Origin of the sequence: Mesorhizobium sp. LSHC420B00 (assembly GCF_000503055.1) — a bacterium.
Lineage (GTDB): Bacteria > Pseudomonadota > Alphaproteobacteria > Rhizobiales > Rhizobiaceae > Mesorhizobium.
This window is the reverse complement of record NZ_AYVY01000046.1, coordinates 22,541-46,977: the sequence shown is the minus strand read 5'-3', so window position 1 is coordinate 46,977 and position 24,437 is coordinate 22,541. Positions and strand designations below refer to the sequence as shown.

Annotated in this window: 24 protein-coding genes and 8 pseudogenes; 10 read left to right on the top strand and 22 right to left on the bottom strand. The window is 60.0% G+C overall.

Going from position 1 to position 24,437, the window contains the following annotated elements:
- From X760_RS71780 to X760_RS79270, 3 genes and pseudogenes are all read right to left on the bottom strand, one after another.
- The coding region (locus tag X760_RS71780; protein ID WP_031195283.1) for a DUF892 family protein at positions 1-412 on the bottom strand (412 nt) is incomplete at its 3' end.
- Positions 413-524: 112 nt separating this feature from the next.
- Complete coding sequence (locus X760_RS76925) at positions 525-695, bottom strand: hypothetical protein (protein ID WP_023722822.1); 171 nt, start codon at positions 693-695, stop codon at positions 525-527.
- A gap of 333 nt (positions 696-1,028) precedes the next feature.
- Positions 1,029-1,214 (bottom strand): annotated as a pseudogene (locus tag X760_RS79270) (adenylyltransferase); the annotation flags it as partial.
- Between the two features lie 139 nt (positions 1,215-1,353).
- Here X760_RS79270 and X760_RS76915 point away from each other — a divergent pair.
- A complete protein-coding gene (locus X760_RS76915; RefSeq protein ID WP_245278780.1) occupies positions 1,354-1,971 on the top strand; it encodes a DUF4236 domain-containing protein in 618 nt (205 codons plus the stop codon).
- Positions 1,972-1,997: 26 nt separating this feature from the next.
- Here the strand turns inward: X760_RS76915 and X760_RS78610 are convergent.
- A pseudogene (locus tag X760_RS78610) lies at positions 1,998-2,175 on the bottom strand (potassium transporter); the annotation flags it as partial.
- A gap of 160 nt (positions 2,176-2,335) precedes the next feature.
- Here X760_RS78610 and X760_RS71775 point away from each other — a divergent pair.
- Positions 2,336-3,325 (top strand): AraC family transcriptional regulator, encoded by a 990-nt coding sequence (locus X760_RS71775; RefSeq protein WP_031195281.1) that lies wholly within the window; start codon positions 2,336-2,338, stop codon positions 3,323-3,325.
- A 59-nt stretch (positions 3,326-3,384) separates the two neighbouring features.
- Positions 3,385-4,593, top strand: a complete 1,209-nt coding sequence (locus X760_RS71770) for an MFS transporter (RefSeq protein ID WP_031195279.1) — start codon at positions 3,385-3,387, stop codon at positions 4,591-4,593.
- A gap of 194 nt (positions 4,594-4,787) precedes the next feature.
- Here X760_RS71770 and X760_RS78605 read toward each other — a convergent pair.
- Both X760_RS78605 and X760_RS0140260 read right to left on the bottom strand, forming a co-directional pair.
- Positions 4,788-4,965 (bottom strand): annotated as a pseudogene (locus X760_RS78605) (IS5/IS1182 family transposase); the annotation flags it as partial.
- Between the two features lie 77 nt (positions 4,966-5,042).
- Positions 5,043-5,657, bottom strand: coding sequence for an SMC-Scp complex subunit ScpB (locus X760_RS0140260; protein WP_051409782.1), 615 nt, complete (start codon positions 5,655-5,657; stop codon positions 5,043-5,045).
- On the opposite strand from X760_RS0140260, the pseudogene X760_RS78600 reads away from it, so the two are divergent.
- Positions 5,652-5,888 (top strand): annotated as a pseudogene (locus tag X760_RS78600) (NAD-dependent dehydratase); the annotation flags it as partial. The gene X760_RS0140260 and the pseudogene X760_RS78600 sit on opposite strands and share 6 nt — an antisense overlap.
- A 79-nt stretch (positions 5,889-5,967) precedes the next feature.
- Here the strand turns inward: X760_RS78600 and X760_RS75810 are convergent.
- The gene (locus tag X760_RS75810; protein ID WP_023722817.1) at positions 5,968-6,180 is read right to left on the bottom strand and encodes a hypothetical protein; all 213 of its coding nucleotides are present in this window, start codon (positions 6,178-6,180) and stop codon (positions 5,968-5,970) included.
- Between X760_RS75810 and X760_RS71765 the strand changes: the two are divergent.
- From X760_RS71765 to X760_RS71750, 4 genes and pseudogenes are all read left to right on the top strand, one after another.
- Positions 6,101-6,724: pseudogene (locus X760_RS71765) on the top strand (LysR substrate-binding domain-containing protein); the annotation flags it as partial. The gene X760_RS75810 and the pseudogene X760_RS71765 sit on opposite strands and share 80 nt — an antisense overlap.
- Positions 6,725-6,751: 27 nt before the next feature.
- Positions 6,752-7,924, top strand: coding sequence for an epoxide hydrolase family protein (locus X760_RS71760; protein WP_023722815.1), 1,173 nt, complete (start codon positions 6,752-6,754; stop codon positions 7,922-7,924).
- A gap of 123 nt (positions 7,925-8,047) precedes the next feature.
- Positions 8,048-8,956, top strand: coding sequence for an NAD(P)/FAD-dependent oxidoreductase (locus X760_RS71755; RefSeq protein ID WP_023722814.1), 909 nt, complete (start codon positions 8,048-8,050; stop codon positions 8,954-8,956).
- 2 nt (positions 8,957-8,958) lie between these two features.
- Positions 8,959-9,402: an Rrf2 family transcriptional regulator gene (locus tag X760_RS71750; protein ID WP_031195276.1), complete on the top strand. Its 444-nt coding sequence runs from the start codon at positions 8,959-8,961 to the stop codon at positions 9,400-9,402.
- A gap of 192 nt (positions 9,403-9,594) precedes the next feature.
- On the opposite strand, the gene X760_RS71745 is transcribed toward X760_RS71750, so the two are convergent.
- The 9 genes and pseudogenes from X760_RS71745 to X760_RS71710 form a co-directional block, all read right to left on the bottom strand.
- Positions 9,595-10,344, bottom strand: a complete 750-nt coding sequence (locus tag X760_RS71745) for an SDR family oxidoreductase (RefSeq protein WP_023722812.1) — start codon at positions 10,342-10,344, stop codon at positions 9,595-9,597.
- Between the two features lie 93 nt (positions 10,345-10,437).
- The gene (locus tag X760_RS71740) at positions 10,438-11,442 is read right to left on the bottom strand and encodes a sugar-binding protein (RefSeq protein ID WP_023722811.1); all 1,005 of its coding nucleotides are present in this window, start codon (positions 11,440-11,442) and stop codon (positions 10,438-10,440) included.
- A gap of 55 nt (positions 11,443-11,497) precedes the next feature.
- The gene (locus tag X760_RS71735; protein ID WP_023722810.1) at positions 11,498-12,559 is read right to left on the bottom strand and encodes an ABC transporter permease; all 1,062 of its coding nucleotides are present in this window, start codon (positions 12,557-12,559) and stop codon (positions 11,498-11,500) included.
- 55 nt (positions 12,560-12,614) lie between these two features.
- Complete coding sequence (locus X760_RS71730) at positions 12,615-13,355, bottom strand: ATP-binding cassette domain-containing protein (protein ID WP_023722809.1); 741 nt, start codon at positions 13,353-13,355, stop codon at positions 12,615-12,617.
- Between the two features lie 450 nt (positions 13,356-13,805).
- Positions 13,806-14,414 carry an RES family NAD+ phosphorylase gene (locus X760_RS71725; protein WP_023722808.1) on the bottom strand — a complete coding sequence of 203 codons (609 nt, stop codon included), beginning with the start codon at positions 14,412-14,414 and terminating at the stop codon, positions 13,806-13,808.
- A complete protein-coding gene (locus X760_RS71720; protein ID WP_023722807.1) occupies positions 14,415-15,101 on the bottom strand; it encodes a hypothetical protein in 687 nt (228 codons plus the stop codon).
- A 132-nt stretch (positions 15,102-15,233) separates the two neighbouring features.
- Positions 15,234-16,310 carry an RHE_PE00001 family protein gene (locus tag X760_RS71715; protein ID WP_023722806.1) on the bottom strand — a complete coding sequence of 359 codons (1,077 nt, stop codon included), beginning with the start codon at positions 16,308-16,310 and terminating at the stop codon, positions 15,234-15,236.
- 328 nt (positions 16,311-16,638) lie between these two features.
- Positions 16,639-16,786 (bottom strand): annotated as a pseudogene (locus X760_RS78595) (nucleotidyltransferase); the annotation flags it as partial.
- A 194-nt stretch (positions 16,787-16,980) separates the two neighbouring features.
- Positions 16,981-17,301 carry a hypothetical protein gene (locus X760_RS71710; RefSeq protein ID WP_023722804.1) on the bottom strand — a complete coding sequence of 107 codons (321 nt, stop codon included), beginning with the start codon at positions 17,299-17,301 and terminating at the stop codon, positions 16,981-16,983.
- 600 nt (positions 17,302-17,901) lie between these two features.
- Between X760_RS71710 and X760_RS0140250 the strand changes: the two genes are divergently transcribed.
- Entirely contained in the window at positions 17,902-18,045 is a 144-nt protein-coding gene (locus tag X760_RS0140250; RefSeq protein WP_245278778.1) for a hypothetical protein, read from the top strand.
- A 747-nt stretch (positions 18,046-18,792) separates the two neighbouring features.
- Here the strand turns inward: X760_RS0140250 and X760_RS71695 are convergent.
- The 5 genes and pseudogenes from X760_RS71695 to X760_RS78585 all read right to left on the bottom strand — a co-directional run bounded on the left by X760_RS71695 (position 18,793) and on the right by X760_RS78585 (position 22,698).
- A pseudogene (locus tag X760_RS71695) lies at positions 18,793-19,547 on the bottom strand (ATP-dependent DNA ligase).
- Between the two features lie 70 nt (positions 19,548-19,617).
- On the bottom strand, positions 19,618-19,854 hold the full coding sequence (locus X760_RS76905; RefSeq protein WP_156948333.1) for a hypothetical protein: 237 nt from the start codon (positions 19,852-19,854) through the stop codon (positions 19,618-19,620).
- Between the two features lie 567 nt (positions 19,855-20,421).
- Positions 20,422-20,640, bottom strand: a complete 219-nt coding sequence (locus tag X760_RS71685) for a KTSC domain-containing protein (RefSeq protein WP_023722798.1) — start codon at positions 20,638-20,640, stop codon at positions 20,422-20,424.
- A gap of 505 nt (positions 20,641-21,145) precedes the next feature.
- Complete coding sequence (locus X760_RS78590) at positions 21,146-21,331, bottom strand: hypothetical protein (protein WP_036245881.1); 186 nt, start codon at positions 21,329-21,331, stop codon at positions 21,146-21,148.
- A 1,205-nt stretch (positions 21,332-22,536) separates the two neighbouring features.
- Positions 22,537-22,698, bottom strand: coding sequence for a hypothetical protein (locus X760_RS78585; protein ID WP_023722795.1), 162 nt, complete (start codon positions 22,696-22,698; stop codon positions 22,537-22,539).
- Positions 22,699-23,572: 874 nt separating this feature from the next.
- Between X760_RS78585 and X760_RS78980 the strand changes: the two genes are divergently transcribed.
- The gene (locus X760_RS78980) at positions 23,573-23,698 is read left to right on the top strand and encodes a hypothetical protein (protein WP_023722793.1); all 126 of its coding nucleotides are present in this window, start codon (positions 23,573-23,575) and stop codon (positions 23,696-23,698) included.
- Between the two features lie 254 nt (positions 23,699-23,952).
- Here the strand turns inward: X760_RS78980 and X760_RS78580 are convergent.
- Positions 23,953-24,147, bottom strand: a pseudogene (locus X760_RS78580) (DUF3072 domain-containing protein); the annotation flags it as partial.
- Between the last annotated feature and the right edge of the window lie 290 nt (positions 24,148-24,437).

Genomic DNA, 24,437 nt, shown 5'->3' with positions numbered 1-24,437 from the left:
CCTCTCGCAGGTTCTCTTCGCAAGCCCGAAGAACCTCGGTTTCGCCGAGCGATCGAGCAGCGGCAATCAGGATCGTGTAGGAGGCGATTTCCATGTGCTCGAACGTGTAGCTCGCCAGCGATCCTTTCATCACCTCGTCTCCGGCGAAGACGCCGCTCAGCGATTGCGCCATCGCCGTCAGCTTGCCGCCAGCATCCTTCATCGTGGATGAACCCTCGTCCATCTGATCGAGACAAGTCTTCAGCCGGGCAGCCTGCTGCTTGGTCTCGTCGAGGTGCTGTCGGATTCGGTCGCTCAGTTCGGGATAATTCTCGATACGACTCAACTGCCCGTTCAACATCGTTTCTGCCTGCTCTTCCATGGCATGAGCGTCTCTAAGCCATTGGACAAACCATTCCCGACTTTCTGACATTTCGAATCTCCTTTGCTACTTAAGGAAAAACTTTCGGAAGAAGACATTGTTCCGGAGCAAAGCCCGCCGAACGGCCCTTGACATTCCCAGAGGATCAGCGACGCAGCGGCCCTCAATTCACCTCGCGAAAATCCTGCAGCGATGCGTGGGAAAGGCCAAGATCGCGGAAGACCGGCGCAAGGAAAACGGCCCGTGGACGCTCGCCGCTGCGCCGCTCCATTACAAAGTCCAACTGGCACTGGCCCGCTTCCTGGCCATCGGACGCGGCGACATACGGCGACATATTGAAGTGCCGCGCATGGCATACTGCGACCGCTGCATGTCGTTCCTGGCAAGTAAGAACGGCAAGCAGATGAAGCTACCAGCGCTCGGCGAAGCTGAAGTGGTTCTCGACGAGGCGCTGATCGCGGCGGCTGGCGCTCCGCATTGCGCCTTGTGCCTCAGCGCACCACCGCAGTCACAAGGAACGCGACGGCCTCTCCGCTCGTTGATTGCTTTTCGAATCGAGCCGCCGTCATGCCCTCCACATCGATCCGCAAGATGGAATATGATCTGGATAGAAGGACCCTCTCGGTGTGGTTCGTCGCCGGCGGTAAGCGGTACGAGTTTGAGGGCGTAGCAGTGAAGGAAATGCATCGCACATTGCGCGGCGAACGTGCTCCGCAGGGATTTCCGGCAGAAGCTCTGTTGCGGCGGGGCCGAACAAGGGGCGAGCTTCTTGCCGGGCCTACGCCAACACCAGAGTGAGTTCAGGGTCCGAGACAAGCTCTAGAATCTCGCCTGCTTCGAATGCTGCCCGTAATCACACGAAAACTCATTCCCGACCGCCTGTGCCGATGATCTCCGGGGATACGCCACGACGCCTGCTTGATTTATGCGGGAGTCTCCCGACTACGTTGCTGGATGGTAGCACGCCACAACTTGAGACGGTTTTGATCGAGATGATTGTCCAAGCTGCAGACTTTCCGGCGGCCAGCTTCGATTCCGTAGCAGGCGACTGCGCCGATAAATCTGGAGGCCGAATACTCTTCAATGTTCGCGTTAACAGCCATGCGGATGTTCAGCGAGTTGCCGCCGTCGCGAGCAAATCGGACGGGGGGATGACTCCTTTGCTTCTGCTGTTGGATCGTACGGGGACATCGATCAAGATCCATGAGGTGCCGGTTGAAGACTACCCGTTGGTAGTCTCCATCGCCCGTTGGGCCAATCAGCCCCTTCACTCGCAAGCCATTACCAGCGTCAATGTCGAGGTTACCCCAATCTGTAAGGATGCGCCGGGAGTCCGGATAAATCTCAACGCGAAAAGTGCCAGTGTGCGGGTTGGACCGAAAGGGCTTGGATATACAGTTAGCACAACAGGCAAAAAGCGCCTCAGTGCGAGCATCCCGGGCACCGGACTTTCTTATTCAAAGGTTGTTTCGTCGAAGCGACAGCCAGTGCCTAGCGTGCCGTCGCAATTAGTTGCTTCTCAAACTAAGCCGTCTTCGAAGGGCCCGCTCGCCCTTGTGCTATTCGCCATGGGCGCTGGACTGGTTTGGTGCAGCACGCCATATAATTAAACCAAGATTACCGGAGGACGGTTATTAACTACTTCCGACTCGGAAAAAATACGAAATCCGAACGGGCCGATGACGACGCCGGCGACGAGGTAGCCCAGGATCGAGCCCAGTCCCATGCGTTCTGAAGATCGGAACGGCGACGACCCCTGCGGCAAGCAGCGCCACCACCTGAACGAGATCGCTACCCGATGCTTCCGCCGCCATGCCTCTTGTCCCAGTGTCTTGCAGCACTCCTTGCATGCACTGGGAGCGGGAGGCAAGGGCGAGAAGCCTGCCAGGAAGGGTACGTGCCGTTGCAGCGATTCCTCTGGTGAAACGACGGTCCCCACTTGCTTGCCGGACGTTCGGCATTTATATCTGCCAAATGCTTGACCATTCGTCTCGACCGTCTTCGCTGCCAAATATCCCGATGGATGCGCTCAGCGAAGTTCTGCAAGACTTTCGCTTGACTGGTGTCAACTATGGCCGCTGCGAACTCCGACATCCATGGAGCATAGAATTTCCGCAACAAAAGCTGCTTCGGTTTCATTTTGTCGGCCAGGGTCCATGCTGGATTCATACCGACAGCCAAGGCTGGCAGGAGTTGCGCGATGGCGATCTGGTGCTGCTGCCGCAAGGCATCGGCCACCGGCTGGCGAGTGCGCCGGACGTGGTAGGCGACTCGCTTGAGGGTTGCCAGGTGATCAAGTTGGGGGGCAACGTATGCGAAGTGGTGCGGGAAGGAACGGGCGCCACAAGCACCCTTTTCTGCGGCTCCATGGCCTTGGGCTCTTGTGCGCTCAACCCATTGATCACGTTGATGCCGTCTGTCATCAAGGGTTGCGACGTGGCTGGCAATGACCCTGTCGTAGGTCCTTTGCTGGCGGCTATGACGGTGGAGGCCGCGCAACCGCAGATGGGCAGCGCCACCATCTTGTCGCGTATGGCGGATTTGCTGACAGCCAGGCTCATCCGCTGCTGGGTCAATTGCAACGGAGCCTCGACCACCGGTTGGCTCGCAGCCATCCGCGACCCCCATATTGGCCGGGCTCTGGCAGCCATGCACCGAGATCCCGGCCACAACTGGACGCTGGGAAGCCTCGCTAGCGTGGCAGGCCAATCGCGATCGATTTTCGCCGAGCGCTTCAGCGCTGTCCTGGGGGAGGGTGCTGCACATTATCTCGCCCGCCTGCGCATGCAGCTTGCCCGCGAGTTGCTGGGCCAAAACGGCTTGTCGGTTGCCGAAGTCGCTACCCGTTTGGGCTACGATTCGGAAGCATCCTTCGCGCGAGCATTCAAGCGCATCACCAATGTCTCGCCGGGTGTTGTGCGCCGCACAATTCCCGGACGAATAGATATGAATTTCGGATTCTGAGACACATATCATCCGGGCGGACTCGTCTATGAAGACCTCTAAACTTTGGAGATCTTCCCGTGACTGACACAACATTACAGCTTGAAGAGGCCGCGATTGGCCTTGATGCCGATGCGCCAGCCACATGGAGCGTGGCCACCTGGTTCGCGGTCATTTCATTGGCGGCCACCAGCTTTGCCCTGGTGTCAGCCGAATTCCTTCCGGCAGGTCTGTTGACGCCGATGGCGCGCGACCTCGGCATCAGCGAGGGAACGGCCGGCCAGGTCGTCACCGCCACCGCTTCCGTCGGCGCCGTGACGGCCATGTTGAGCAATGTTCTCATCGGCCGGTTGAACCGCAAGACGGTGCTGGTTGGCCTCATGGCCTTGGCGGTCGCGTCCAATATTCTTGCGGCGTTGGCGCCCAATTTCTGGCTGTTGTTGTTGGGCCGGGCCGGGCTGGGGATCGCGCTTAGCGCTTTCTGGGCACTTTCGGTTGCCGTCGTAGCGAGGCTGGTTGGCGCCAATGCGACGGGTCGGGGCATGGCTATCGTTACCCTCGGCGTCTCACTCGCCACCATTGCCGCGCCGTCGATGGGTGCATTGATAAGCGACTGGCTGGGATGGCGCAGCGCCATGGCCATGACAGCGGGGCTGGCCGTGATTGCCATGCTGCTGCAGTTGCTTAGCCTGCCGACCTTGCCTGCGGCAGCAAGCAACAGTCTTGCCGACGTGTTTCGGCTGACACGGCGGCGTGGCATTCAACTCGGCATGCTTGCCATTGTTTTGCTGATGACGGGGCATTTTGCCGGCTCTGTCTATGTGCGCCCGTTCCTCGAACAGGTGACGCTCCTTGGCACCGGGCCAATTGCCTTGGCGTTGCTCGGATTTGGCAGCGCCGCTGTGATCGGCAATATTGCCGGCGGCCGCATGGCCGATGCCAATATCCGCATGGCTCTCGTGGTCACCGCCGCGCTGATGGCGTTTGCGGCGCTGGCATTGGTGCTTTTGGGGGCGCACATTGGCGTTGCCTTCGGGTTCGTTACGCTTTGGGGCTTCGCCTTCGGCATGGGGCCGGTGGTGCTGCCGACCAATCTGTCCCGTGCGGCACCTGATGCGCTGGAAGCGGCGGGCAGCCTGATGGTCGTCTCTTTCCAGGTGGCCATTACTGTCGGCGCGGTTGTCGGTGGCTATGTCGTGGACACATATGGGGCCACGGCGCCCTTGACGCTTACCGCCGTCCTTGCCGCCACGACGGCTGTGCTGGCGCTGCTGCAGCCTCGCAGCTGAGTTTTTGCCGCAGTTGACGCCGGCGGCCTCAAATCCGGGCCGCCGCGATGTCGCAGCCGCGTTACACAAGCTTTATGCAGTTCTCGCGTTGCGTTTTGCCGCAATCGGCGGCTATGGACGCTCGGCTTCGGCACGACACTGGGCGAGGCCTGCAAGGCCTATGACGAGGTAACGGCCAGCATCAAGGGCTGATTTCGGTTGGGGATCGAAGGCCGCCCCATCGGCGAATACAGCGCCGCCAAATCCCCCTCTAACGCCGCCGCGCCTCATTCACAATCGCCCGATGCGGCGCAATGGATGATCGCGCCGCACCCGAGCCTCGAGATCAACATAACTGAACAGTTCGCCAGACCGTTCGTCTCCGCCGCGCATGCCTCGTTCTCCGAATCTCTCCGGAGACACTGAATCACGCTCACAACCTCGCTGCGAGCCACTTTTTCAACAGCCTGCTAGGCGCCCGAGCAGCTGCCTCGGGTTGTGTCGCTATCGACAGGTGTGAATTCGACAGCGGCGTCCTGTTCATCACTGGTCTGGCCAACATCCTCTTCCGCGTCGCTGGAGAAGGCCGGCATGATGTCGCCCGCCAGCAGCTTTTCTTTCGAGAGCAGACCTGCGTCCTCGAGCGCTTCGATGTCGGGAAGATCGCGCAGTGTGACGAACCCGAACTGCAGCAGGAACGCCTTGGTGGTGACATAGGTGTAGGGCGCACCTGGCGTCGGGCTGCGCGGCCCGGAGGCGATCACGCCGGCACCGCGCAGGTAGCCGATCAGGTCGCGGCTGATTTCCTTGCCAAGGAAGGAGGACAGCTCCGCCCGCGTGATCGGCTGGAAGTAAGCGATCGTCATCAGGACGAGCACCTCCGACTGCGAGAGGTCTATCGTGCGCTCGCTGGCGCCGACAGCGGTGCGGATGGCGTCGGCATAGGCCGGCCGCGTCAGATGCCGAAAACCGCCGGCGACCGCGACCAGGTCATAGGGTCGGCCGCGCAGTTCCCCGCGGATGTCGTCGATGGCGTTGGCGCTAACCGCTGGCCGGCAGCGCACATCAGTGACGTGGCCGAACACGAAGCTGGCGCGCGCTATCACGCGGTTGCCGAGGAAGGTGTGCCGATGCGTGAAATTGCCGAAGTTATCGGCGCAGGACTCGGTGTGCCGGTCGTGTCGCTGCCGCAGGAGGCGGCGACGGACCACTTCGGCTGGCTGGCGATGTTCGCCGGGCTCGATATGCCGGCGTCCAGCACATGGACATGTGAGCATCTCGGCTGGCAGCCCACCGGTCCGAGTCTTCTCGCCGACCTCAGAGTGCGACTACCGTCCCGTATCCGCCAAATAAGAACGCGCGACATTGCGCCGCGCGACGCCGTTCGGTCCATCCCTATACGACGAAGTCGAAGCGCCCGATACGGAGGCCGCGATCGCTCCCCATATGCAGGACGAGCCGGGGATCGAACAGGCGATCGCTCCTGTTACGCGGATGATCGGGGAAATAGAGCTGAGTGGTCAGCATACGGCCGTCTGGCCTACTGAAGATGGCGGTGTCGACGATCGCAGAACGGTTCATATCAGGCCCGCTGCTGGCGAGCTTCATGGAAGCCTATCCCGATCTGCATCTCGACATCACGATGACGGACGCAGAGTTCGATATCGTCGAGGCCCGCTTCGATGCCGGGGTCCGGCTTGGAGAAGTCCTGGAACAGGACATGCTGGCGGTGCCCGTGTCGTCCGCCCAGCGGCATTGCGCGGTCGCTTCGCCAAAATATCTGGCCACGCGAGCCGCTCCCCTGCATTCACAGGACTTAACAGGCCATGTCTGCATTGGTTGGCGGCCGAGGCCGGATGCCGCTCCTTACCGCGGGGAATTCACCGAGAACGGCCGCGACTTCGATGTCGCGGTCGACCCCGCATTGTCGACCTACGATCTGGGTTTGATGATCCGGACGGCCTGCGCGGGAGCGGGCATCACCTTCGGCATGGTCGAGACGTTCCAGCCATACCTGACAAATGGCAAGCTCGTGCCGTTGCTGGAAGACTTCTGCCCACCGTTCGATGGCTTTTACCTGTACTATCCGAAGCGGCACCGCCAACCTCTGAAGCTCAGAGTGTTGATTGATCATGTTCGTACCCATCGCTGATCCTCTCCAATCAACCGAGGTCGCAGAATGCAATCGTTCACCATCGACATCCCTGATGCGCAGATCGAGGACCTGACGCAGCGACTTCGAAACACCCGTTTGCCCGAAGGGATATTTCAACCCGATGATGAAGACGGGACGAGCTTGCCGCTGGTCCAAGAGCTCGCACGGATTTGGCGCAACGATTTCGATTGGCGGGCGGTGGAGGCGCTGCTGAATGAACTGCCTCACTTCACGACGAACATCGGTGGCCTCGACATTCACTTCATTCACAAGAAGGGTGTCGGTTCCAATTCCAGGCCACTCCTGTTGACCCATGGTTGGCCTGGCTCGTTCCTCGAGTTCGTATCAACCATCCCGCTTCTGACCGATCCAGGCGCTCATGGCCGCAATCCGGATGACGCGTTCGATGTCGTCATTCCTTCGTTGCCCGGCTACGGATTCTCGTCGGCTCCGCAGGAACAGGGGTTTGGTGCGCGACGTACCGCAGATATCTGGAATACGCTCATGCACCGACTGGGCTATCCCAGATACCTCGCCCAAGGCGGCGATATCGGCGCAGGCGTATCTTCATGGCTGGGTGCCAAATATCCCGAGTCCGTCGTCGGCATGCACCTCAACTATATTCCCGGCAGCTTCCGGCCTCCCCTTGGAAACGACTACGCGGCCGTCAGCCTCGAGGAGCAAGCTTTCCTCGACAGAGCGGCGAAGTTCGCGGCCGAAGAAGGGGCTTACTCTCTTCTCCAGTCCACGAAGCCTCAAACCCTGGCCTATGCACTGTCAGACAGCCCGATCGGTCTGTTGGCATGGATGACCGAGAAATTCGCGAGCTGGTCGGACTCCGGCGGCGATCTTACAAAGGTAATATCGGCGGAAACCCTGCTGACCAACGTGTCGATTTATTGGTTCGGAAACACGATTGCGTCGTCGCTACGAATGTACAAGGAGAACAGGCTCCAGCCTTTTGCATATCCTGAAGTGACGTCGATATCCGTACCGATGTGCTTCGCGCAATTCCCGAAGGAGTTGCCGGCACCGCCCCGGTCCTGGGTCGAGCGCAGTTTCAACGTTCGCCGTTGGACTGAAATGCCGAAGGGTGGGCATTTCGCAGCCTTGGAGCAGCCCGAGCTTTTGGCCGCTGACATAAGGGCATCGTTTCGGGGCTTGGGAAGTGAGATATTCTCCCGCCCGCCAGGTTGAGTACGGCACCGCGATTAAGCCTGCGTCGCAACATAATTCGTAACATTTGTTGTATCGAGAAATCAAGATCGCTATATTGCACCGCGGGACGGGCCGCCGCTGGCCCGATTGGCAGGTGACTTTATGGAACCAATTATTGACGCCGTCGTCGTTGGTGCGGGACCCGCAGGTCTCAGTGCCGCTCTGTTCCTGGGGCGGGCGGGACGATCGACCGTTGTCTTCGACGGCGGCAAATCTCGCATCCACGCGGTGGAAGAAATTCGAGAGCATCTGGGATTCGACGGTCGGTCGACGGATGAATACCTGAAGCGAGCGCGCGATGAGGTCCTGCAGTACGGCGTCGAAATCAGGCAGGCATCAGTGTGTTCTGTCGTTCCGAGGTCCGACGGCGTGTTTGACATTGAATACGGGGACGGGGCAATTACCGCCAGAACGGTCGTGCTGGCCACGGGACTGAAAGATGTCCTTCCGCCATTATCGGGACTTCCGGAAGCATGGGGCCGCGATGTTCGCGTTTGCCCCTGTTTCGATGGGCACGAAGTGCGGGGGAAGCGCTTTGTGGTATTCGGGTTGCCCGAACGGCTCGCGCAAATGGCCTCCTGGGTTTGGATGTGGTCCCAAGATGTGACAGTGGTCACGGATCACGTGTTCAACGAAACTGACAGCGAACGGCTCCGGCTTCTGGACATCAAGGTCGTACCCGGAACGGTGACCGGGCTGCTCCATCGCGCGGTCAGGCTAGTGGCCATTGAAACGGCGAGCGGAGCAGAAGTCGAATGCGATGCCGCATGGATCGCCGCACCTATGACGGCGGCATCTGACTTGGCAGCATCACTTTGCGAGGTCGACGAGATCGGGCTTGCCAAAGCCGACAAACACGGCAGGACCAGTCGGCCGGGCGTATTCGCCATCGGCAACGCCAGTGATCCGTTGGCACATCTCGCCCACGCGTCGGCTGCGGGTACGAATGTCGGTCCGGTCGTGACGCTATACTTGCTCGAGCAGCATATAGCTGCTCGGCGGGCCGCATAGTCATGCGAAACGACAGCCGTCTTTCACGAATGCTGCATGTCCTGCTTCACATGGCCCGGCAGGCCAAGCCGTTCACGTCCGAGCAGATCGGCGAGATGCTCAAGACAAACCCTGTCGTGGTCCGCCGGACCATGGCGGGCCTCCGCGATGCCGGATATGTTACGTCGGTCACGGGGCCAGGCGGCGGCTGGACCATCGCCTGTGATCTCGAAAAAACCACTCTTCTCGACATCCAAAAAGCGGTCGGCGGTCCGAACCTATTTGTGATCGGGATCGACAATCCGAATCCGGTCTGCGCAGTAGAGCGGGCCGTCAATGCGGCACTCTCGGAGGCGATGGAACGCGCGGAAAGAATGCTGCTTGATAGGTTAGGAGAAGTATCTCTTGCTAGCCTGGCCATCCATTTCGGTGGCTTATGCGAAGGGAATCATGGTTCGGCGAAATAGTCCGCTTTGCGCCCCGTTCGCGACGTTCAGATTGCGATCGGCCGTGCCTGAAAGCTGCCCTCCGCTGCAGTCCGTCGCGCAACACAATGGGTCGAAACGCAGGGGTTCGGGCGCGTCCGGCCCCAATGCTTTCACAATAGAGATCAATGGTTTGTTGCCTGGTTGCCATTCTGGTAAACGAAGTTCGCAGGGTCAGAGGGAGACCGATAGACCCCCGTCGACCGCCAAAACATGTCCGTTGACGTAGGCGGCAGCGTCGGATGCGAGAAACACCACGGCTCCGCTGAGTTCCTCAGGTTGAGCCCAGCGGCCAGCAGGGGTTCGCGCCTCGACCCATTTGGTAAAGGCCTCGTCGTTGATGAGCGCGGTGTTGAGCTCGGTGGCGAAATAGCCGGGGGCGATCGCGTTGATGGTGATGCCGTGACGGCCCATCTCGGCGGCAGTCGAGCGTGTCAGTCCATGCAACCCCGCCTTCGCCGCCACATAGGCGTGAATGGTGGGGCGGCCAAGGATCGCTGCAACCGATCCAGTGTTTATGATGCGCCCGAATTTGTTCGGCAGCATCAGGCGCACCGCCTCGCGCATCATCCGGAAGCAGGCCGAAAGATTGACCGCAATCACGCGGTCGAAGTCCTCGTCCTCCCATTCGACCAACGGGCTGCGATGCTGGATGCCGGCGTTGTTGACCAGGATATCGAGGCGGCCGTGGCGTTCGACAATCCCCTCAAGCGCCGCCCTTGAGGTCGCCGCGTCCGCGACATCGAACGGCAGGGCTTCGGCCCCAATTTTTTCCGCTGCCGCGGAGAGGGTGTCCATGTTGCGCGCATTGACAATTACCGTTGCGCCGTTTTCCGCAAGCGCCTTGGCCATGGCAAAGCCAAGGCCACGCGAAGCACCCGTCACCAAAGCGACCCGGCCCTTGAGCGAGAACATTTCCGACATTGAAATCCCTGGAGCGCGATAAGACGACAATGCTGCAGTCTAATCGCAACTCGCTCCAAGGAAAGGGCGGGAGTTTCCTCCCGCCCTAAAGCATTATTTGGCGACGCAGGTATCGGCCGTCTGCGGCGTGCAGACGTCGAGGCCTGTGTAGGTCGGGTCAGCCGGGGGCGCCTTGCCGTCCTTCATATCCTTCAGTGCCATCATCGTCTTGTAGCCCATTTCGAACGGCCGTTGGCCGACCTGGCCAAGCGAGAGCCCTTCCTTCATCTGGTCGATCTGCACGGGAAGCGTGTCGGCGACGACAAGGGCCAGCGCTTTCGAGGCAATCTTGTCCTTGTACGGTGCGACCGCGGCGCGGTTGGCATCAGGAATGAACTGCGGGAAGCCACCCGTTGGAATAAATGCATCAAGGTTCGGATTTTTCGCCATGATGTCCTCAAACTGCTGCACCGAAAGCGGGAAGTCATCGTTGGTGTAGAGCGGACAGCCTTCGATTTCGGTCCAGCCATTCTGGCCCGTCAGCCGGTCCCCGGGCGAGGCCGCCGATTTGGTGCCCGAAAGCGTATCGCGAATGCCCTGCATGCGTTCATTGTGGTTGGCCGCCGCCGCGCCGCCCGACTGGATGCAGATCGTGCCGCCTTTAGGCTTGACCTGCATGGCAAGCTTGGCAAGGTTCACGCCGATCTCATAATTGTGGGTGCCGATGTAAGCGACGCGAAGCTCCTTGTTCTCGGGCAGCAGGTCGGAGTCCCAGGTGAGGACCGGGATGCCAGCTTCCTTGGCGGCCTGCAGCGCAACCGCCATCGCCGCGGCGTTCGATGGTGACACGGCTATGCCGTCCACCTTCTTGGCCACGAGATCCTGCACGATCTGCACCTGCTCGTCGCCGCCTCCATGCTCGCCGGGGCCGATATACATGCATTCCAAGGCGCCCTTCGATTCGGCTTCGGCCTTCTTGCACCCGTCGCGGGCCTGGTCGAAGAAAGGATTGTTCATGTTCTTTGGTACCAGGGCGAAGGTATATTTCGCCTGGGCGCCGGAAACGGCGAGCACCATTGCGCAAAGCGCCACGGCCGCCATCAGCAGTTTTCTTTTCATTTTGACGTTCTCCTCCTAGGTGGAATGCCCCGCAGGCCTCCCGCCGGCGGGGTTTCTAGCGGCTTTTTTTGGGCATCAAGACTGCCAGCCAAGCGGCGAGAATCGATTTGCCGCCGGTTTGCATGCCCAAAAGAACCGCGAGAACGATGAAGGCGCCGACGAAGGCGCCTTGCCAATTCGAATCGATGCCGGCCATCAGCAGCGCATTCCGGATGACCTCGAGGAACGCCGAACCGATGATCGCGCCGAAGGCCGTGCCGGCTCCGCCCATAAGGCTGGCCCCTCCGATGACCGTCGCGGCGATCACGCGCAGCTCGTAGCCTTGGCCCATGGCATTGATGGCCGAGCCGTTGTAGCCGAGGAGCAAGAGCGAGGCGACCGAAGCGGTGAACGCCGAGAAGACATAGGCCTCGAATTTGATCCAGTCGACCGGGACGCCGGTGAGCCGTGCCGCCTCCTCATTGCCGCCGATAGCGAAGAGATGGCGGGCCCAGGCCGTGAAATTGAAGACGAAACCGACGATCAGGGCCAGAATCACCATGGTCCAGAACTGCGACGACAGTTCTGGTATCCAGTGCGGTGCCCAATTCTGCGGCCCATGCAGCGGCCATTTCGCCTGACCGATCGCCTTTACGATCGGGGCATCGGGCCCGAATTGGTAGAGCATCTGGTTGGCGGAGAATACGACCGCCAGCGAACGCGCCGCGGACAGCATGCCGAGGGTGACCACAAAGGACGGCATTCCGATATAGGCGACGAAGAATCCGTTGACCGCGCCGCACGCCATACCGGAGAAAAGGCCGACGGCGAATGCGATGTACCAGGGATAGTGCCAGGTCAGGAACAGGCCGGCGACGATGACCACCAGGCCCATAATCGAGCCCACCGACAGATCGATGCCACCGGTGATGATCACCACCGTCATGCCGAGCGCCATGATGCCGAAAGGTGCGAAGTTGCGCGTGACGTTGGCGGCGTTTTCGGAGGTGCCGAAGCTCGGCTCCATAGCCGCCATCAAGGTGACGAGGGCAATGAGCGCGATCGTCACCCAGAACGGCTGACTTGAAAATACATGTTGAAGCGCCGTCTTTTCCTTGGTCGGGACAAAGTCCGACATGGCCGGTCGGCCGGTTTCCAGGGCCGACTCCCTAACACTAACCGACTCCCGACCACTATTCGCCACGGATGGCCCCCGTTATCAGTCCGGTGATTTCCTCGGGCGACGTATTGTCGACATCCTTGTCGGCAACCTTCGAACCTCGCCTGAGCACAATGATACGATCTGCAACGGCGAAAACGTCAGGCATGCGGTGGCTGATCAACATGACGCCGACACCTTGCGCTTTGAGGCGCCGGATCAATTCGAGCACCTCTGCCACCTGGCGTACCGAGATGGCGGCCGTCGGCTCGTCCATCAACACCAGCTTGGCGTTTGAAAGCCGCGTCCGCGCGATGGCTACCGCCTGGCGCTGCCCACCCGACATCTTCCTGACGAGGTCGCGCGGCCGGGTTTCCGATTTGAGTTCCCTGAACAGCGCAGCCGAGCGGTCGATCATCGCCTGCTTGTCGAGCACTCTGATCGGCCAGAAGCCCTTCTTCATCTCGCGGCCAAGAAAGACATTTTGCGCGGCCGTCAGATTATCCGCGAGCGCCAGGTCCTGATAGACGACTTCAATTCCCTTGGCACGGGCCTGAACGGGTTTATGAAAGTGACAAACCTCGCCGTCCACGACAATTTCGCCGTCGTTCGGCGGAAAATTCCCGGCCACTGTCTTGACTATCGTCGACTTGCCGGCGCCGTTGTCCCCCATCAGACCCACGACTTCACCCCGCTCCACCTGGAAGCTGACGTCGGTCAGGGCCTGGATCGCCCCAAAGTTCTTGGAAACGTGACGAACCTCAAGCACCGGCATCGCGGTCCTCCCCGGACAACATTTGCCAATTTTGTCCCGGTGTTACGCAAGGCAGCTAATCAGCGAAACGCACTCAACACAATCATTATTAGATTGGCCTTATCAGATGGCAATCTTCCTCTGCAACGGCAGGTGAGAAGCGGCTAGGCCGCTACATCAATTGCCACCAAGGAGCAGGGGAGTCCTCATGGAAGAGAAGCGTGAACTGAAATCCGCTGATATTGTTAGCACTCTGGGTAACTGGGAGAGAAAGCGCTGGTCCCGGTGGCGATCGTCGGTGGTCGACGCATGGAGAGCTGCCAAGCCAACAGAGGAGCCTTCAAGGACAATGATATCAAACGAACAGAAGCCCACGCCGTTTCGACCGTGATGAGGTCCGGGAGTTGAATGGCAGCTAACCTTGAATCCGCCCCTAAACCGGACGGTCTGAAATCGGCCCACACCGGTCGTTCACACCAACCCCACCCTGAAATCCTGCAGAACCTGAGCCAGCCCTCGCGCGCCGAGAAGGTTCGTAACACGCTTCGCCTGAAGCTTCGGCACCGCGCGATCGTAAATGGCAAGATTGGTCGCCTCATTGAGGCGCGAGGGATAAATGATCCCGTCGGGCTCGGATGGGTGCTGGTGAAACGCCAGTGACCACCGGCGTGCCAGGTTCTGGCGCTGTGCCCGGACGACATCGGTCGGCACACCCATCCGAACGGCATTGTCGCCTCCGAGATCGACCAGGCGTAGGTCTGTCGTGGTCGCGATCTCCGCATAGCGCCGTCGGGTCAGCTCCACCTGCTCTATTGGAAGATCGTCAAGGATTCCTTCGCGGCGGTCGCGGAGCACGGTCTCTAGGAAGCACACCTTCAGGGAGTCACCGAGGTAAAGAACGCCAAACCGGTTGGCGTCAAGACGGCGTCGAGGATCGCTGAACCGGCTCGGCGACTTCCCGTACCCCAATGGATCAGGATAGGTGCTCCAGTAGATCCGACCGAACGTCCGACCCCGCGGTATGGTCTCGATTTCGAGCTTTGCGCGCGCGAAATCGGGTGGAGGTGGAACGCCGGGCATTCAGTCGAAATCGCCCCTGGCCATGCCTTCTGCCGCGGCTAAAACCGAGGCGTCATCGCCTTGTTGAAGGGCTCGAAGGCCCGTCCGCCCATCGAGGGCGCCATGGCGCGACACCAGAAACCGATAGACGGCCCAGGCACTGTTGCCAAACATGGCATGCAGCGCCGGCAATGCGCCGAAGGGACGACCGTCCTCGTCGAGTTGCCAGACAGGAAAGCGGAAACCGCGTTTGGCGCCATCGATCCCGAGCACTTGACCGCTTTGCCGCCTGGCGTTGACCGTCACCCGCGACGTGCCGAGCAGCTTGGCAAAGGCATCCGCGCTCAGCATGTCCTCGCCGGCGACAATTTCGGCGACACGCTTGCGGCCACGCGCGCGCGCTCCGGCAAGAGCCGCCTCGAGATCGGCGTCGGGCATGCCCGTGTCCTCGACGGGAAAGATGTCGTCTGAAGCGATCGGTTGCTCTTCGACCGGCGTGATCGTCTGCGCATCAGCCGCCGCATCGACCTCTACCCGAAACGATACGCGGTGGCCGATCTTGCGGCTGCGTGCGATCGCTTCCTGATAGCGTTCGAGCACTACCTTCTTGAAGGCCGCCTGTGCCGGCAGCTTTGTCGTGAAACTCAGGGCGGCGACTCCCGCATGCGATGCGGTCCCGCTATGATTGCTGCGTTTTGGCGCGGCCATGATGAGAACCTCCTGCTGTCAATATGGTTACAGCGCGCAAGTTCGTCAAGTTAGATAATTTCGTAAAGTTAGTAGCGAATGGCTGCGGACTAAACGATTCCCCATGCCCGAAACCTTCCCCTCCCCGTCATCTCACGCAGCCCTAGCTCGCCGACCAGATTGAGCCCCCTGTTTTGTCACTTTTAGCCGCTCCATCATGCCGGTTGAGACGAGTGGCCGCGACAGCACGAGTCCAACCACGTCGGACAGTTTGGAACTGGCGCGGCGGTCGCGGAGTTTTCGCTCCATCTGGCTTTTCGCCAGCACCAGCCGGTCGCGTTCCTTCAGCCCGGCCAGCGCGGCGTCATGGAGGGCATCTAGGCAGGCCAGCAACCGGTCGGACCGATTGCGCGCCCGCCGCCGCTCCCGTGGAATGTTTTTGGCACCGAGATGCAGGCAGGCGAGATGGTTGGCGGCAAGACCTTCCTGCCGCAGCAGCGCGGCAACCAGCAGTGGCCCGAGCCAGGCGACATGCTGCAGCACCTCGATGTCCGACCAGGCTTCGAGCAGGACCGCGCCGCGCAGGACGACCGGCAGATCGCGCGTCCTGGCGATCACGTCCTGCCATTCGGCCAGCCGTTCTTCCTCATTCCAGTCGAGATCGTAGATCAGGCCGTTTTGCGGCTCCGGCCGGTCACGTCGTGACGTTTCCTCCTTTCGACCAGGCACGTCGGCGTCGCTCAGAATCTTCGACGAGCGCGCTAGGACAGCATCGATCTCGGCGAATTCCTCGGCTAGAAGATCATCCTCTCCATCATCCTGACCGTCGGCTTTAACGGGGCCGGCGACCTCCCCTTCCCGGCTTCTTGGCCCCGATGCCGGCGTCGCGCCGCCGCGGCCGGCCAGCGCCAAAAAACCGTCGCGGCTGAGCGCCCAGTCCGGCTTCTGCGCAAAAATGCGCCGGCGTGTCCGCGGCACCGCATGTGCGCGGGTGAGCTCGTGGGTCGGTGTGCGGATGTCCATATGGGCGTCGTGCAGGACCAAGTCCTCGAGATGGACGAGCTCGCCCTCCAGCCAAAGGGCAGAGGCCGCGTCGGCAAAATGCTGGCGCTCGACAAAGCCGTCGCGGACCGGTGAGCGGGCCAGCCGCTCGTCGAGCCGCGCCAAAGCCGCGGTAGTGCGTGCAACGGGCTCGAACAGGGTCTCCCAGGGGCAAGTCTCGAATCGCATAAGCCATTGTTTTCAGACTAGCTGATTCGAGCTAGTCAAGCTAACCGGCATTTAAGTTGACTTGTAGGGGATTTTCTCCAACGTGCTTTTCACTATCGATAATGAACCTCTTATCGATACTTAATCGTTACACTCAGGCAGCCCAGTTCCAAGTTCGTTTGCTTTCTCCCTCCGAGCCCACGATGCAGCGATCCCTTCGCAGGTCAGAAGCAGCAACTGGTATACTGCTCGTTGCGCAAGCTCCGGCAAACTCGCAACCCGGGCGCCCCGCGGCGTGGTCGTTGCGCAGTTAAGATCATAGACGACCGCGCGACTTCCCCCTCGCGTGCTAGGCACCTGCGGCTTCCTTCATGCGCGCCAGATGCTCCACGGCAGATCTGTTCAGCGCACTTGTGCAGTGCCGTCCGTTCTCCCAGCCAGACGAGCGCTTCCTCACTGATCAAGTAATGTTTGGAATAGCGGGCCTTAACACAGTGAAGACGGTTGACGAGGAAAGCGAAACCGACGGGTGCGCGTAGGCCGTCTTCCGTGATCGCGGAATTATCTGAATCACCAAGTTCGGTACTATCCACCGCGGCGGACCCCAACCCGCCCGGCCGGCGCCTATTCAGGCAAACTACCCCAACGCCCCCCAAGCGGCGCCGGCCACCTTCCCCGCTAGGCGAGCGCTTCAGTTCCTCGGCAGCTTGTGGATCTCCAACCTGACCGGGCCGCCTCTGTCACAGCTCGTACAGAACAGGGCCCTTTCGACCGTGCTGAACAGCGCATCTTTGCCATAGCGCCGGACCAGGCCAGCGGCCTTCACCTCGGCATGATGTGAGCAGTTTTTGCCCCAGGCGCGCAGCGTGTGCCATTCGCGCAGATCGCCAAGCGATACGTCGAGGCCAGCGTGCACGCTACCCGCAACGATGGTATGCGGCGGTACCGTGGGCTCGCCCGGTGTAACGATCTTCTCCATCACATGCCGGCTGTTGTAGTGGATCAGCAGCATCCCCGGCCGGCGCCTGATAGCTGCCTGCCAGGCGGGCCTGGCTGACGCTCGAATCCGGCGATCGACTTATCGTCTCAACGAGCGCCTTCTCCTCGCGGTCCCAAACCTCGATCCGGAAATTGTCCTCCGCTGTTTTTGCCATAGCCTCGCCGACCAGCGCTTTTGGCACTTCGCGACCATTCCTTCCCGCTTCAGATTGAAACAGAAATAAGGAACAAATTCCTCTCCGGTCAAGGCGCTCTTGACCTTTTTTGTTCTTATTTCGTTCGGGGTCGCAGGGTCTTGGCGGCTTCCTGAAGGCGGGCGCGATCGAGGGTCCGCTCGCCACTGTGCGAGCAGTGGGAGGGGACCCTATCAGCGCATGAAGGGACTAGGATACGCATGACGACGTTATCAACTTCAACCCACCGTGCAAGTTCCAGGCGCTATTGTGCGCAGGACCATTACCCAACGCGGTCAGACTTAGGTCCTGTGGTTTCGGGCAGCTCGAACATCCAGTCGAAATGGCGCCGTCTTGACGATCGCCAGCCCAGCGCCAGTATCCTGGCGATGGATGAGAACTACAAATATGGGGAAAGAACTGGCCTGCAGCTCGTTCGCATGGCGATTGAGCTAACCTGCCCCGCCGGCGTTCTGCCTAGCGAGGAGGCGGTCAACCTCCTCTATGGCCCGTTGCCGGTGCATGAGGGCGAGGCACTTGTAAAGGCGATCATTGAGACAGTCGAACGGCTTACGCGCGATTAGCGGGTTCCACGCAGAAAGCGGGCTTCACGTAGAAGCGATGACCAATTGTTTCCTATCAGGTTTACAAGGTCTTTGGCTTGTGGTTCGGAAATGCCGGTTTGTTGCATTAGGTGCTTCACGACCGCACCGACCGCCGTAGCCTTATCATGCTCATTTTCGTCAACCATAGGGACACCGCCCCCGTTGGTGACGGTAACTACTGGTATACTAAGCTCCCCGAAAAGACAACTGACGAGATGCTCAGATTGTATGTTTTTAACACTCCTTCCGGTGTCGTTGACTCCCCTTACGAGCGGTAGTTGAATTTGTTTCTAACTCGCGGCTCCTTTGGGAGGGAGTGAGTCAGATGCTGGGGCGCCCTTCGGGGCCATGGTTTCTATCCGAACGATCTCGCAATTTGTCAGCGGGTCTTCGATCAGGTTTGCAGCGAGCGAAAGCTCGATCCATCATCCCCGGAAGTAGATGGACTGGCAGCGACGCTCATTTCGCTCTTCGGCAACGGCTGCACCGACGAGGCGACACTTCTTCAGTTGTTCAGGAAAGCCACATAATGGCGAAAGCGAGATCCGCGCTTGGAGACGATCCTTATAGCGCCGCAGAGTTCGCCGAAAGGCACGGCTTAACTGTGAGGACGGCTGAGATCATTCTCAAGTGCAATGGTCCTTCGAAGGCGGCATGCGACGGAGCGGCGCGCGCGTTCAAAGAAGCGTTGGCGATGCGCAAAAGGCATTGGTTCGGAGACCCGCACTAACCCTCGTCCCAGAAATCCTGCAGCGAGGCATGCCGCAGGTCTTCCTCTCAGGTACTTGATGCGCGCCTTAATCCCTGGCTTGACCCATTGCGTCGCCGGCCGTTTGGGCATGTCCTTCGGCGGCGGGCCGGCATGCTCCTGCACCCGCTTCCATAGCCGTTCCCGCATCTCGCGATTGACGCTGACGAAAGCGCTGCCGGCATATTTCCGCGTGCCGGGCTCCGCCATCAAGGCGAAAGCCGGCTTGCCTTGCCCCCACTCGACACCGAGCAACTCGAATTCGCCCACCGTGTAGCATTTGGTTTTCAGCCAGTTTGTGGTCGGGCCNCGCCTCGCCCGGCAGCGCCTGGCTAAACTGGATGCGGATGTCTAACGGGATGATGCCCTCCAGGATCTCGCGGCGCTGCTCCATCGCCATGTCGCGCAGATCGTGGCCGTTGAGGTGCAGCAGATCGAAGGCGACGAAATAGAGATCGTGCTGGCGTCGCGTGATCGCTTTTCGCAGCTCGGCAAAGTCGGACAGGCCCTTGTCGTTGAGAACGATGATTTCGCCGTCGATGATGGCGTTCTCAACGTCCAGCGTTTTAGCTGTTGCGGCGAGGTCGCGGTATTTCGACGTCCAGTCGAGCCCGCGACGGGTGAAGACACGCACCCGGCCGGCGTCGATGATGATCTGGGAGCGGTAGCCGTCGAACTTGACCTCGTGAGTCCAGTCGTCGCCCTGGGGTGGCTTGGCGACCAGGGTAGGCATCATCGGCGGAATGAACTCGAGCCGGCCGGTACTTACAATTTTACGCAGATTAGAGAATTAGGCACTCGGCTTATATTAGCCAGAGCGAACAGAAGGTGATCCCGCTCGGAAACCAAAACGCGGCGGTCTGCGTTGCGGATAAATGACGAGCATCAGAACTGACAACATCGCTACCGGCTACCAAGGCAAGCCGCACGACCGGCCAGTGGATGACGAATCGAAGCACTTTGTCTACTGCCCAGTCTGCGGGCAGACGTTCGACGCGCGCGATCTTGGACAGGTGTTCCACCACGCTGAGCCGCAGCACGAGCCACTTCCGGTCGCGCAATAGTCCAGCTAGTCAAGCTCCGGCGGCAGACTGACCTTGAAACCTTCAGCGCGCCAGCGACGTTGGGATTTCGGGGAAAGAGGTAAGGAGTGAGCGCCATCACCGTCGTCGCCTACAGCCTTAGCACAAGAGAGCGCGCGATAGCTTGGTTCCGCTGATTTGAAACGCGCTACAGAGCGTCCGAAGCTACGCGATCGGCTCTAGCGGGAACAGACGTGATCGCGCGCTGATCCTCCCGCGTCTGGATGGAGGAGACGCGGACCGGATCGATTCGGCCGATCTTGCGATATCGTACGAGGGGAAGGATTTGCTAGGGGCACCGGACCTTTTCGCGCCCCGGGGCTTCACCTGGACCGCAAAAAAGTCCCGCCGCACTGCCAGGACGGCGGGACCGATCAAGCGCTTTGCACCAGGCGCGGGGATGCGAGGGGGGTGGGCTTTGCCAAATGAGCGCCGACCGTAAGCGACCCTAAGCGCAACAGCGGCAAAGCGTCTACCAACCGCCGGTTGGAGGCGACAGGACGATTGAGACACGGAGAGGTCAGGTCATCCCGGGTCGCTATCGCTCGCAACGAGACGATAGCGGAAGTTGTTGCGGATGTGCTCGTTGAAATAGCGGCCCTTGGCGAACGCGGCCCGGAGCGCCGCAAAGGTTTCCGGCGGTACCCCCTCAAACTCATACCGCTTGCCGCTGGCCACAAACCAGACAGAGAGGATTCTTCTGTCAGGATCGTATTCCGTTTTGCGTATCGAGGTGGACGGCATGACGGCGGTTCGATTCGAAAAGCAATCAACGAGCGGAGAGGCCGTCGCGTTCCTTTAGCGCGGTGAGGAACGACACTTGGTGAATGCGAGCGCCGCGGCTGGGCCTATTCGATGTTCCGGCGCGTCGGGACAGGAAGTTGGGAGGGAGCAACCGGAGCGGGTATCCGCTGCCACGCATGCACTTACAGCATTAGTGCATCGGGTTAGGTATCGCAACCTGAGCACCCTGCCACGAAGCGGCGCCTCGCGCCTTTCCCTCGAAGGGGCTTCGTCGACGAGAATGGCGAAGGGCCAGGGGTGCGGCTGAAGAAGGCCCCAGCGCCTTCCACGCAATTGCCATCTCCGGCGACGAGGTCGACAGCTTCGTCGTCCTGCCGCCGTCAGGCGCTCGTCCGACGCGGCCCTACGCTAGGTCGAGTCTTTCCTGAAGGGGTGTTTCCGGAATATGACTTTCTCGCCAACGCATCCCGCTTAGGCATGCTTGGCCTATTTAGCCACGGAACAATTAGTTCAAAACTGGCGGCTGGCCCAGCCTGAAACCCTTCAGCGCGGCGGCGATGCCCATCATCACAGACTGGTCGAGGTAGTCGAGCACCCGCAGCGTTCCCGGCACATCGCCACCAACGCCGCAGATCGGCACGACCCGGTAGTCGCCGTCGAACGGCATACTTTCACCGTTGCGCAGGGTCATCGATATCTCAGGCGACGGAAGAAGGCCATCGTTATCAACGGTCTCCCGATAGGCGCGGAAGTGGAAAATGGCGAGACCACCGCGGAATATTACGAGCGGCACGTTATCGGGAGGCCCGGCTCGTTTATCATTCCAGCCGACAGCTCGGCTGAATTTCAATGGGCCATAATCAACAAGCTAATTCGAGAAGTAAGTTTCATCTCCCGAGAGACACGCTCTTAGAACGATCGCACCGATACGCGCGGGAAGGCTCCTATAAATCTGTCGAAGAAATCTTCGGTGACGAGGCCAGAGTTGGAATGATAGACAGAGTGTTAGAAGGACCTAGGCGGCACGTATAGGCAGATTGTGTTGTCGGGGCCAGGTTGCACTTCACGATGCCGGTTTGCCGTTGCTTTTTGGGTATGGCACCAATGGAAACGCATGTCGTGTGATTGACGCACCCTGTTGTCAGCGTAGGGCACCAATTCACCGGATGGCATCTTGAAGCCCTTGCTTGTTTCGCGCACGGCGCCATCTGCGATCGGCTCACAATGCTCATCTTGGCAGCACTGCTTTTCATACCAGCTACCATGTGCGGATACCAACGGCACTCGGAAAGCGCAAGCTGCGGCCATGATAGCGCCCAACCCGAGGGCGCTGCCGTGCCTCCTCAATAGCCGGATCATGAATTATATTAGGCTTATCTTATAAGATGGCGCAAGCGAAGCTGCCTAGCCGGGAGCAACGCGTAAGCCTCGCCAGCGCGCTGGGTGCATCGGTCAGCTTCCGCGCCGTGTCGGACGTACGCTCCTGCTTTTCTCGAGTCTCAATAGCCATGCTTCGCCCCGAATTCAGTGTACGCCGCTCCAACCGTGGTCGAAACCGGGGGTTCCACCGCCAAGACAAAAGCCCGCCGGCCGGAGCCAATGGGCAAAGCCATCGGGCCGAAGCCCGCGCCCTGCGGGGAGCGCGGGCCGATCGGGATACCGATCTGCAGCAATATCCATGAGGGGAAGGACTTACTGCGTGCACCGAACCTTCCTTGCTGGCCGGTGTTCCAACTGGACTCATAAAAAGTCCCGCTGCACTACAGCGCGGCGAGACTATCTAGCGCCTTTTATACCAGGCAGGGTGTGGGCGGGGGTTGCGCTTGCCCGGTGCGGGGCTGACCGTAGGGTAACTCTAGAAGCGGCAGCGGCAAAGCGTCTACCAACCGCCTGACGCTAATTCAGCGCCGCCGGCAGGCTTGGCCCGAAACCCTTCAGCGCCGCAGCGATTCCCATCGTCACCGAATGCTCGGGGTAGTCGAGCACCCGCAGCGTGCCCGGCACATCGCCACCAGCGCCGCAGATCGGCAACATCTGGTAGTCGCCCTCGAATGGCAAAATGTCGCCGTTGGCAAAAAATCGTATTCTGGCAAACAGCTCTTCAGTAATGCCTCGACTCCGCGCAGGTCCGCTTCGGACCGTGCGCCTGATGGCGGCAGGATGATGAAGCTGTCAACCTCGTCCCAGGCATGCCGGAAATGTCGATGGCGGAATGCATGAACCCCCCGATTGGAATGTTCTCATTCCGGTCATGATCCTGGCCCAATTATGGCGACTAGCGCCAACCGTGTGCCGTAGCGGAGATACAACTCCTCGTCATCAGTGTCCCAAGCGCTGCTGTGCTACTCTCCTCGAGAGAGAACCGACCGATGGTACCTACAATCGGCACGTGGTTTCGCAAAGAAAGGCCTGCCCGATGCGCTGGCAGTTAGGGGCCGCCGAGTTTACCAGCTTAGTGCGACCTGTTCGACCAGGCCCTGCCGACGATCCAGGCAGCGAGGCCAATTATGAGCAGGACAATTGATGCCGGAATGTGCGCGAGAGTTTCGTCGGCTCCCAACCATGAGGCGTGGGGAATGAGCAGCAGAAAAGCCATGAGTGAAAGCGGCAACCATTCGGCGTTGAAAAGGTAGCTCATCAACTGGATCAGTATGATAAGAAACGCAAATAGGCACAGAAGGCGGCCGATGAACCGGAGAAGCAAAAAGGCTTGCTCTTTAAAGGACGACAACAAGGCAAAATCCCCACTGCCAAGTGGGCGTTCACCATGGAACCCGTTCGACAGTTCCTCCGTCTGATGTCCAATCTGCGGTCACGCCATTTCGACATGATCATATAGGTCTCCCCGAGCGCCAGCGCAGCGGGAGTTGCGGGAACTCAGCCTTGGCGCGGCACGTTGCTAAGTCGTTGACCATCGCAAAGGGTGTATCCAATGGCGAAAGACATATCTCGCGAGGAAGAGCAACGCGGCACCGAAAAAGTTCTCTTCTGGGGCGCTGCGATCGCTCTTGTCCTTTTTGTGTCTCTGCTGACCATCGCCCTCGTCGGGACGTCCTGATCTTTTTAGACAGCAGGATTGGACCGGCGGGCGCGAGGTCTTGTGAGCTTAGGGGCGGATGCCGGGCTGCTGCACCCTATAACCGCTCCCATCCGCCGTTTGTCTTCTCAATCGCGAGTCGAGCAGCAACGCGCTGAATTCAGAAAAATTAATTGCCACCTACAGCAACACTGTCCCCAATCCGATCCGATCGGCTGTCCTTCGCTGGAGACGAAAAGCCACGAGCGGACGCTACAGGCCCAGCTTCTCCCGGGTGCATCAATGCGTTTAGAAGCTTCCGCCTTGCTGAGGCCATCAGCATAGGCGTCAGGGTCGTCGGCCTGTTCGGCAAGAGTTTTCAAATAGGAGGCTTGTGCGGGAGTCATTGGGTCATCTCCGCTGACCCAATCTTCCGGGTCCTTTTCGACATTTGCCGATGCCTCGATCTTTGGGTTGTGCCGGTCAACCATGCCCAATCTCCCTTGATGATCACCACAATGAGAAATGATCATGATTTGTTCCGCCACATTGTTAGCCTTCTCTGACCGTTTGCATCGGCCCGGTCTGCGGATCGAAGAGAACCAGCGAAGGCCGCCTTCGGGCGGCGCTTTTGCTTCGACTGCGCCGCAACGCGGTGCAGGTCGTTTGGGTCCGAAAACACCAGAACGTATGGTCAGAGCCGCAAGGGGAAGCCAAGGAGGCGATCGGTGAAACTGCTCATGACCCAAACGACGCGCTACGTGTGTCTCGCCATCACCCC

What these genes read in the sequence shown, in the direction of transcription:
- X760_RS76925 (WP_023722822.1), bottom strand. Translation starts at nt 695, where the DNA reads ATGTCGCCGTATGTCGCCGCGTCCGATGGCCAGGAAGCGGGCCAGTGC.
- X760_RS76915 (WP_245278780.1), top strand. Translation starts at nt 1,354, where the DNA reads ATGATTGTCCAAGCTGCAGACTTTCCGGCGGCCAGCTTCGATTCCGTA.
- X760_RS71775 (WP_031195281.1), top strand. Translation starts at nt 2,336, where the DNA reads ATGCTTGACCATTCGTCTCGACCGTCTTCGCTGCCAAATATCCCGATG.
- X760_RS75810 (WP_023722817.1), bottom strand. Translation starts at nt 6,180, where the DNA reads ATGAAGCTCGCCAGCAGCGGGCCTGATATGAACCGTTCTGCGATCGTC.
- X760_RS71760 (WP_023722815.1), top strand. Translation starts at nt 6,752, where the DNA reads ATGCAATCGTTCACCATCGACATCCCTGATGCGCAGATCGAGGACCTG.
- X760_RS71755 (WP_023722814.1), top strand. Translation starts at nt 8,048, where the DNA reads ATGGAACCAATTATTGACGCCGTCGTCGTTGGTGCGGGACCCGCAGGT.
- X760_RS71750 (WP_031195276.1), top strand. Translation starts at nt 8,959, where the DNA reads ATGCGAAACGACAGCCGTCTTTCACGAATGCTGCATGTCCTGCTTCAC.
- X760_RS71745 (WP_023722812.1), bottom strand. Translation starts at nt 10,344, where the DNA reads ATGTCGGAAATGTTCTCGCTCAAGGGCCGGGTCGCTTTGGTGACGGGT.
- X760_RS71740 (WP_023722811.1), bottom strand. Translation starts at nt 11,442, where the DNA reads ATGAAAAGAAAACTGCTGATGGCGGCCGTGGCGCTTTGCGCAATGGTG.
- X760_RS71735 (WP_023722810.1), bottom strand. Translation starts at nt 12,559, where the DNA reads ATGTCGGACTTTGTCCCGACCAAGGAAAAGACGGCGCTTCAACATGTA.
- X760_RS71730 (WP_023722809.1), bottom strand. Translation starts at nt 13,355, where the DNA reads ATGCCGGTGCTTGAGGTTCGTCACGTTTCCAAGAACTTTGGGGCGATC.
- X760_RS71725 (WP_023722808.1), bottom strand. Translation starts at nt 14,414, where the DNA reads ATGCCCGGCGTTCCACCTCCACCCGATTTCGCGCGCGCAAAGCTCGAA.
- X760_RS71720 (WP_023722807.1), bottom strand. Translation starts at nt 15,101, where the DNA reads ATGGCCGCGCCAAAACGCAGCAATCATAGCGGGACCGCATCGCATGCG.
- X760_RS71715 (WP_023722806.1), bottom strand. Translation starts at nt 16,310, where the DNA reads ATGCGATTCGAGACTTGCCCCTGGGAGACCCTGTTCGAGCCCGTTGCA.
- X760_RS71710 (WP_023722804.1), bottom strand. Translation starts at nt 17,301, where the DNA reads ATGCTGCTGATCCACTACAACAGCCGGCATGTGATGGAGAAGATCGTT.
- X760_RS0140250 (WP_245278778.1), top strand. Translation starts at nt 17,902, where the DNA reads ATGGCGATTGAGCTAACCTGCCCCGCCGGCGTTCTGCCTAGCGAGGAG.
- X760_RS71685 (WP_023722798.1), bottom strand. Translation starts at nt 20,640, where the DNA reads ATGCCGTCCACCTCGATACGCAAAACGGAATACGATCCTGACAGAAGA.
- X760_RS78590 (WP_036245881.1), bottom strand. Translation starts at nt 21,331, where the DNA reads ATGACCCTGCGCAACGGTGAAAGTATGCCGTTCGACGGCGACTACCGG.
- X760_RS78980 (WP_023722793.1), top strand. Translation starts at nt 23,573, where the DNA reads ATGGCGAAAGACATATCTCGCGAGGAAGAGCAACGCGGCACCGAAAAA.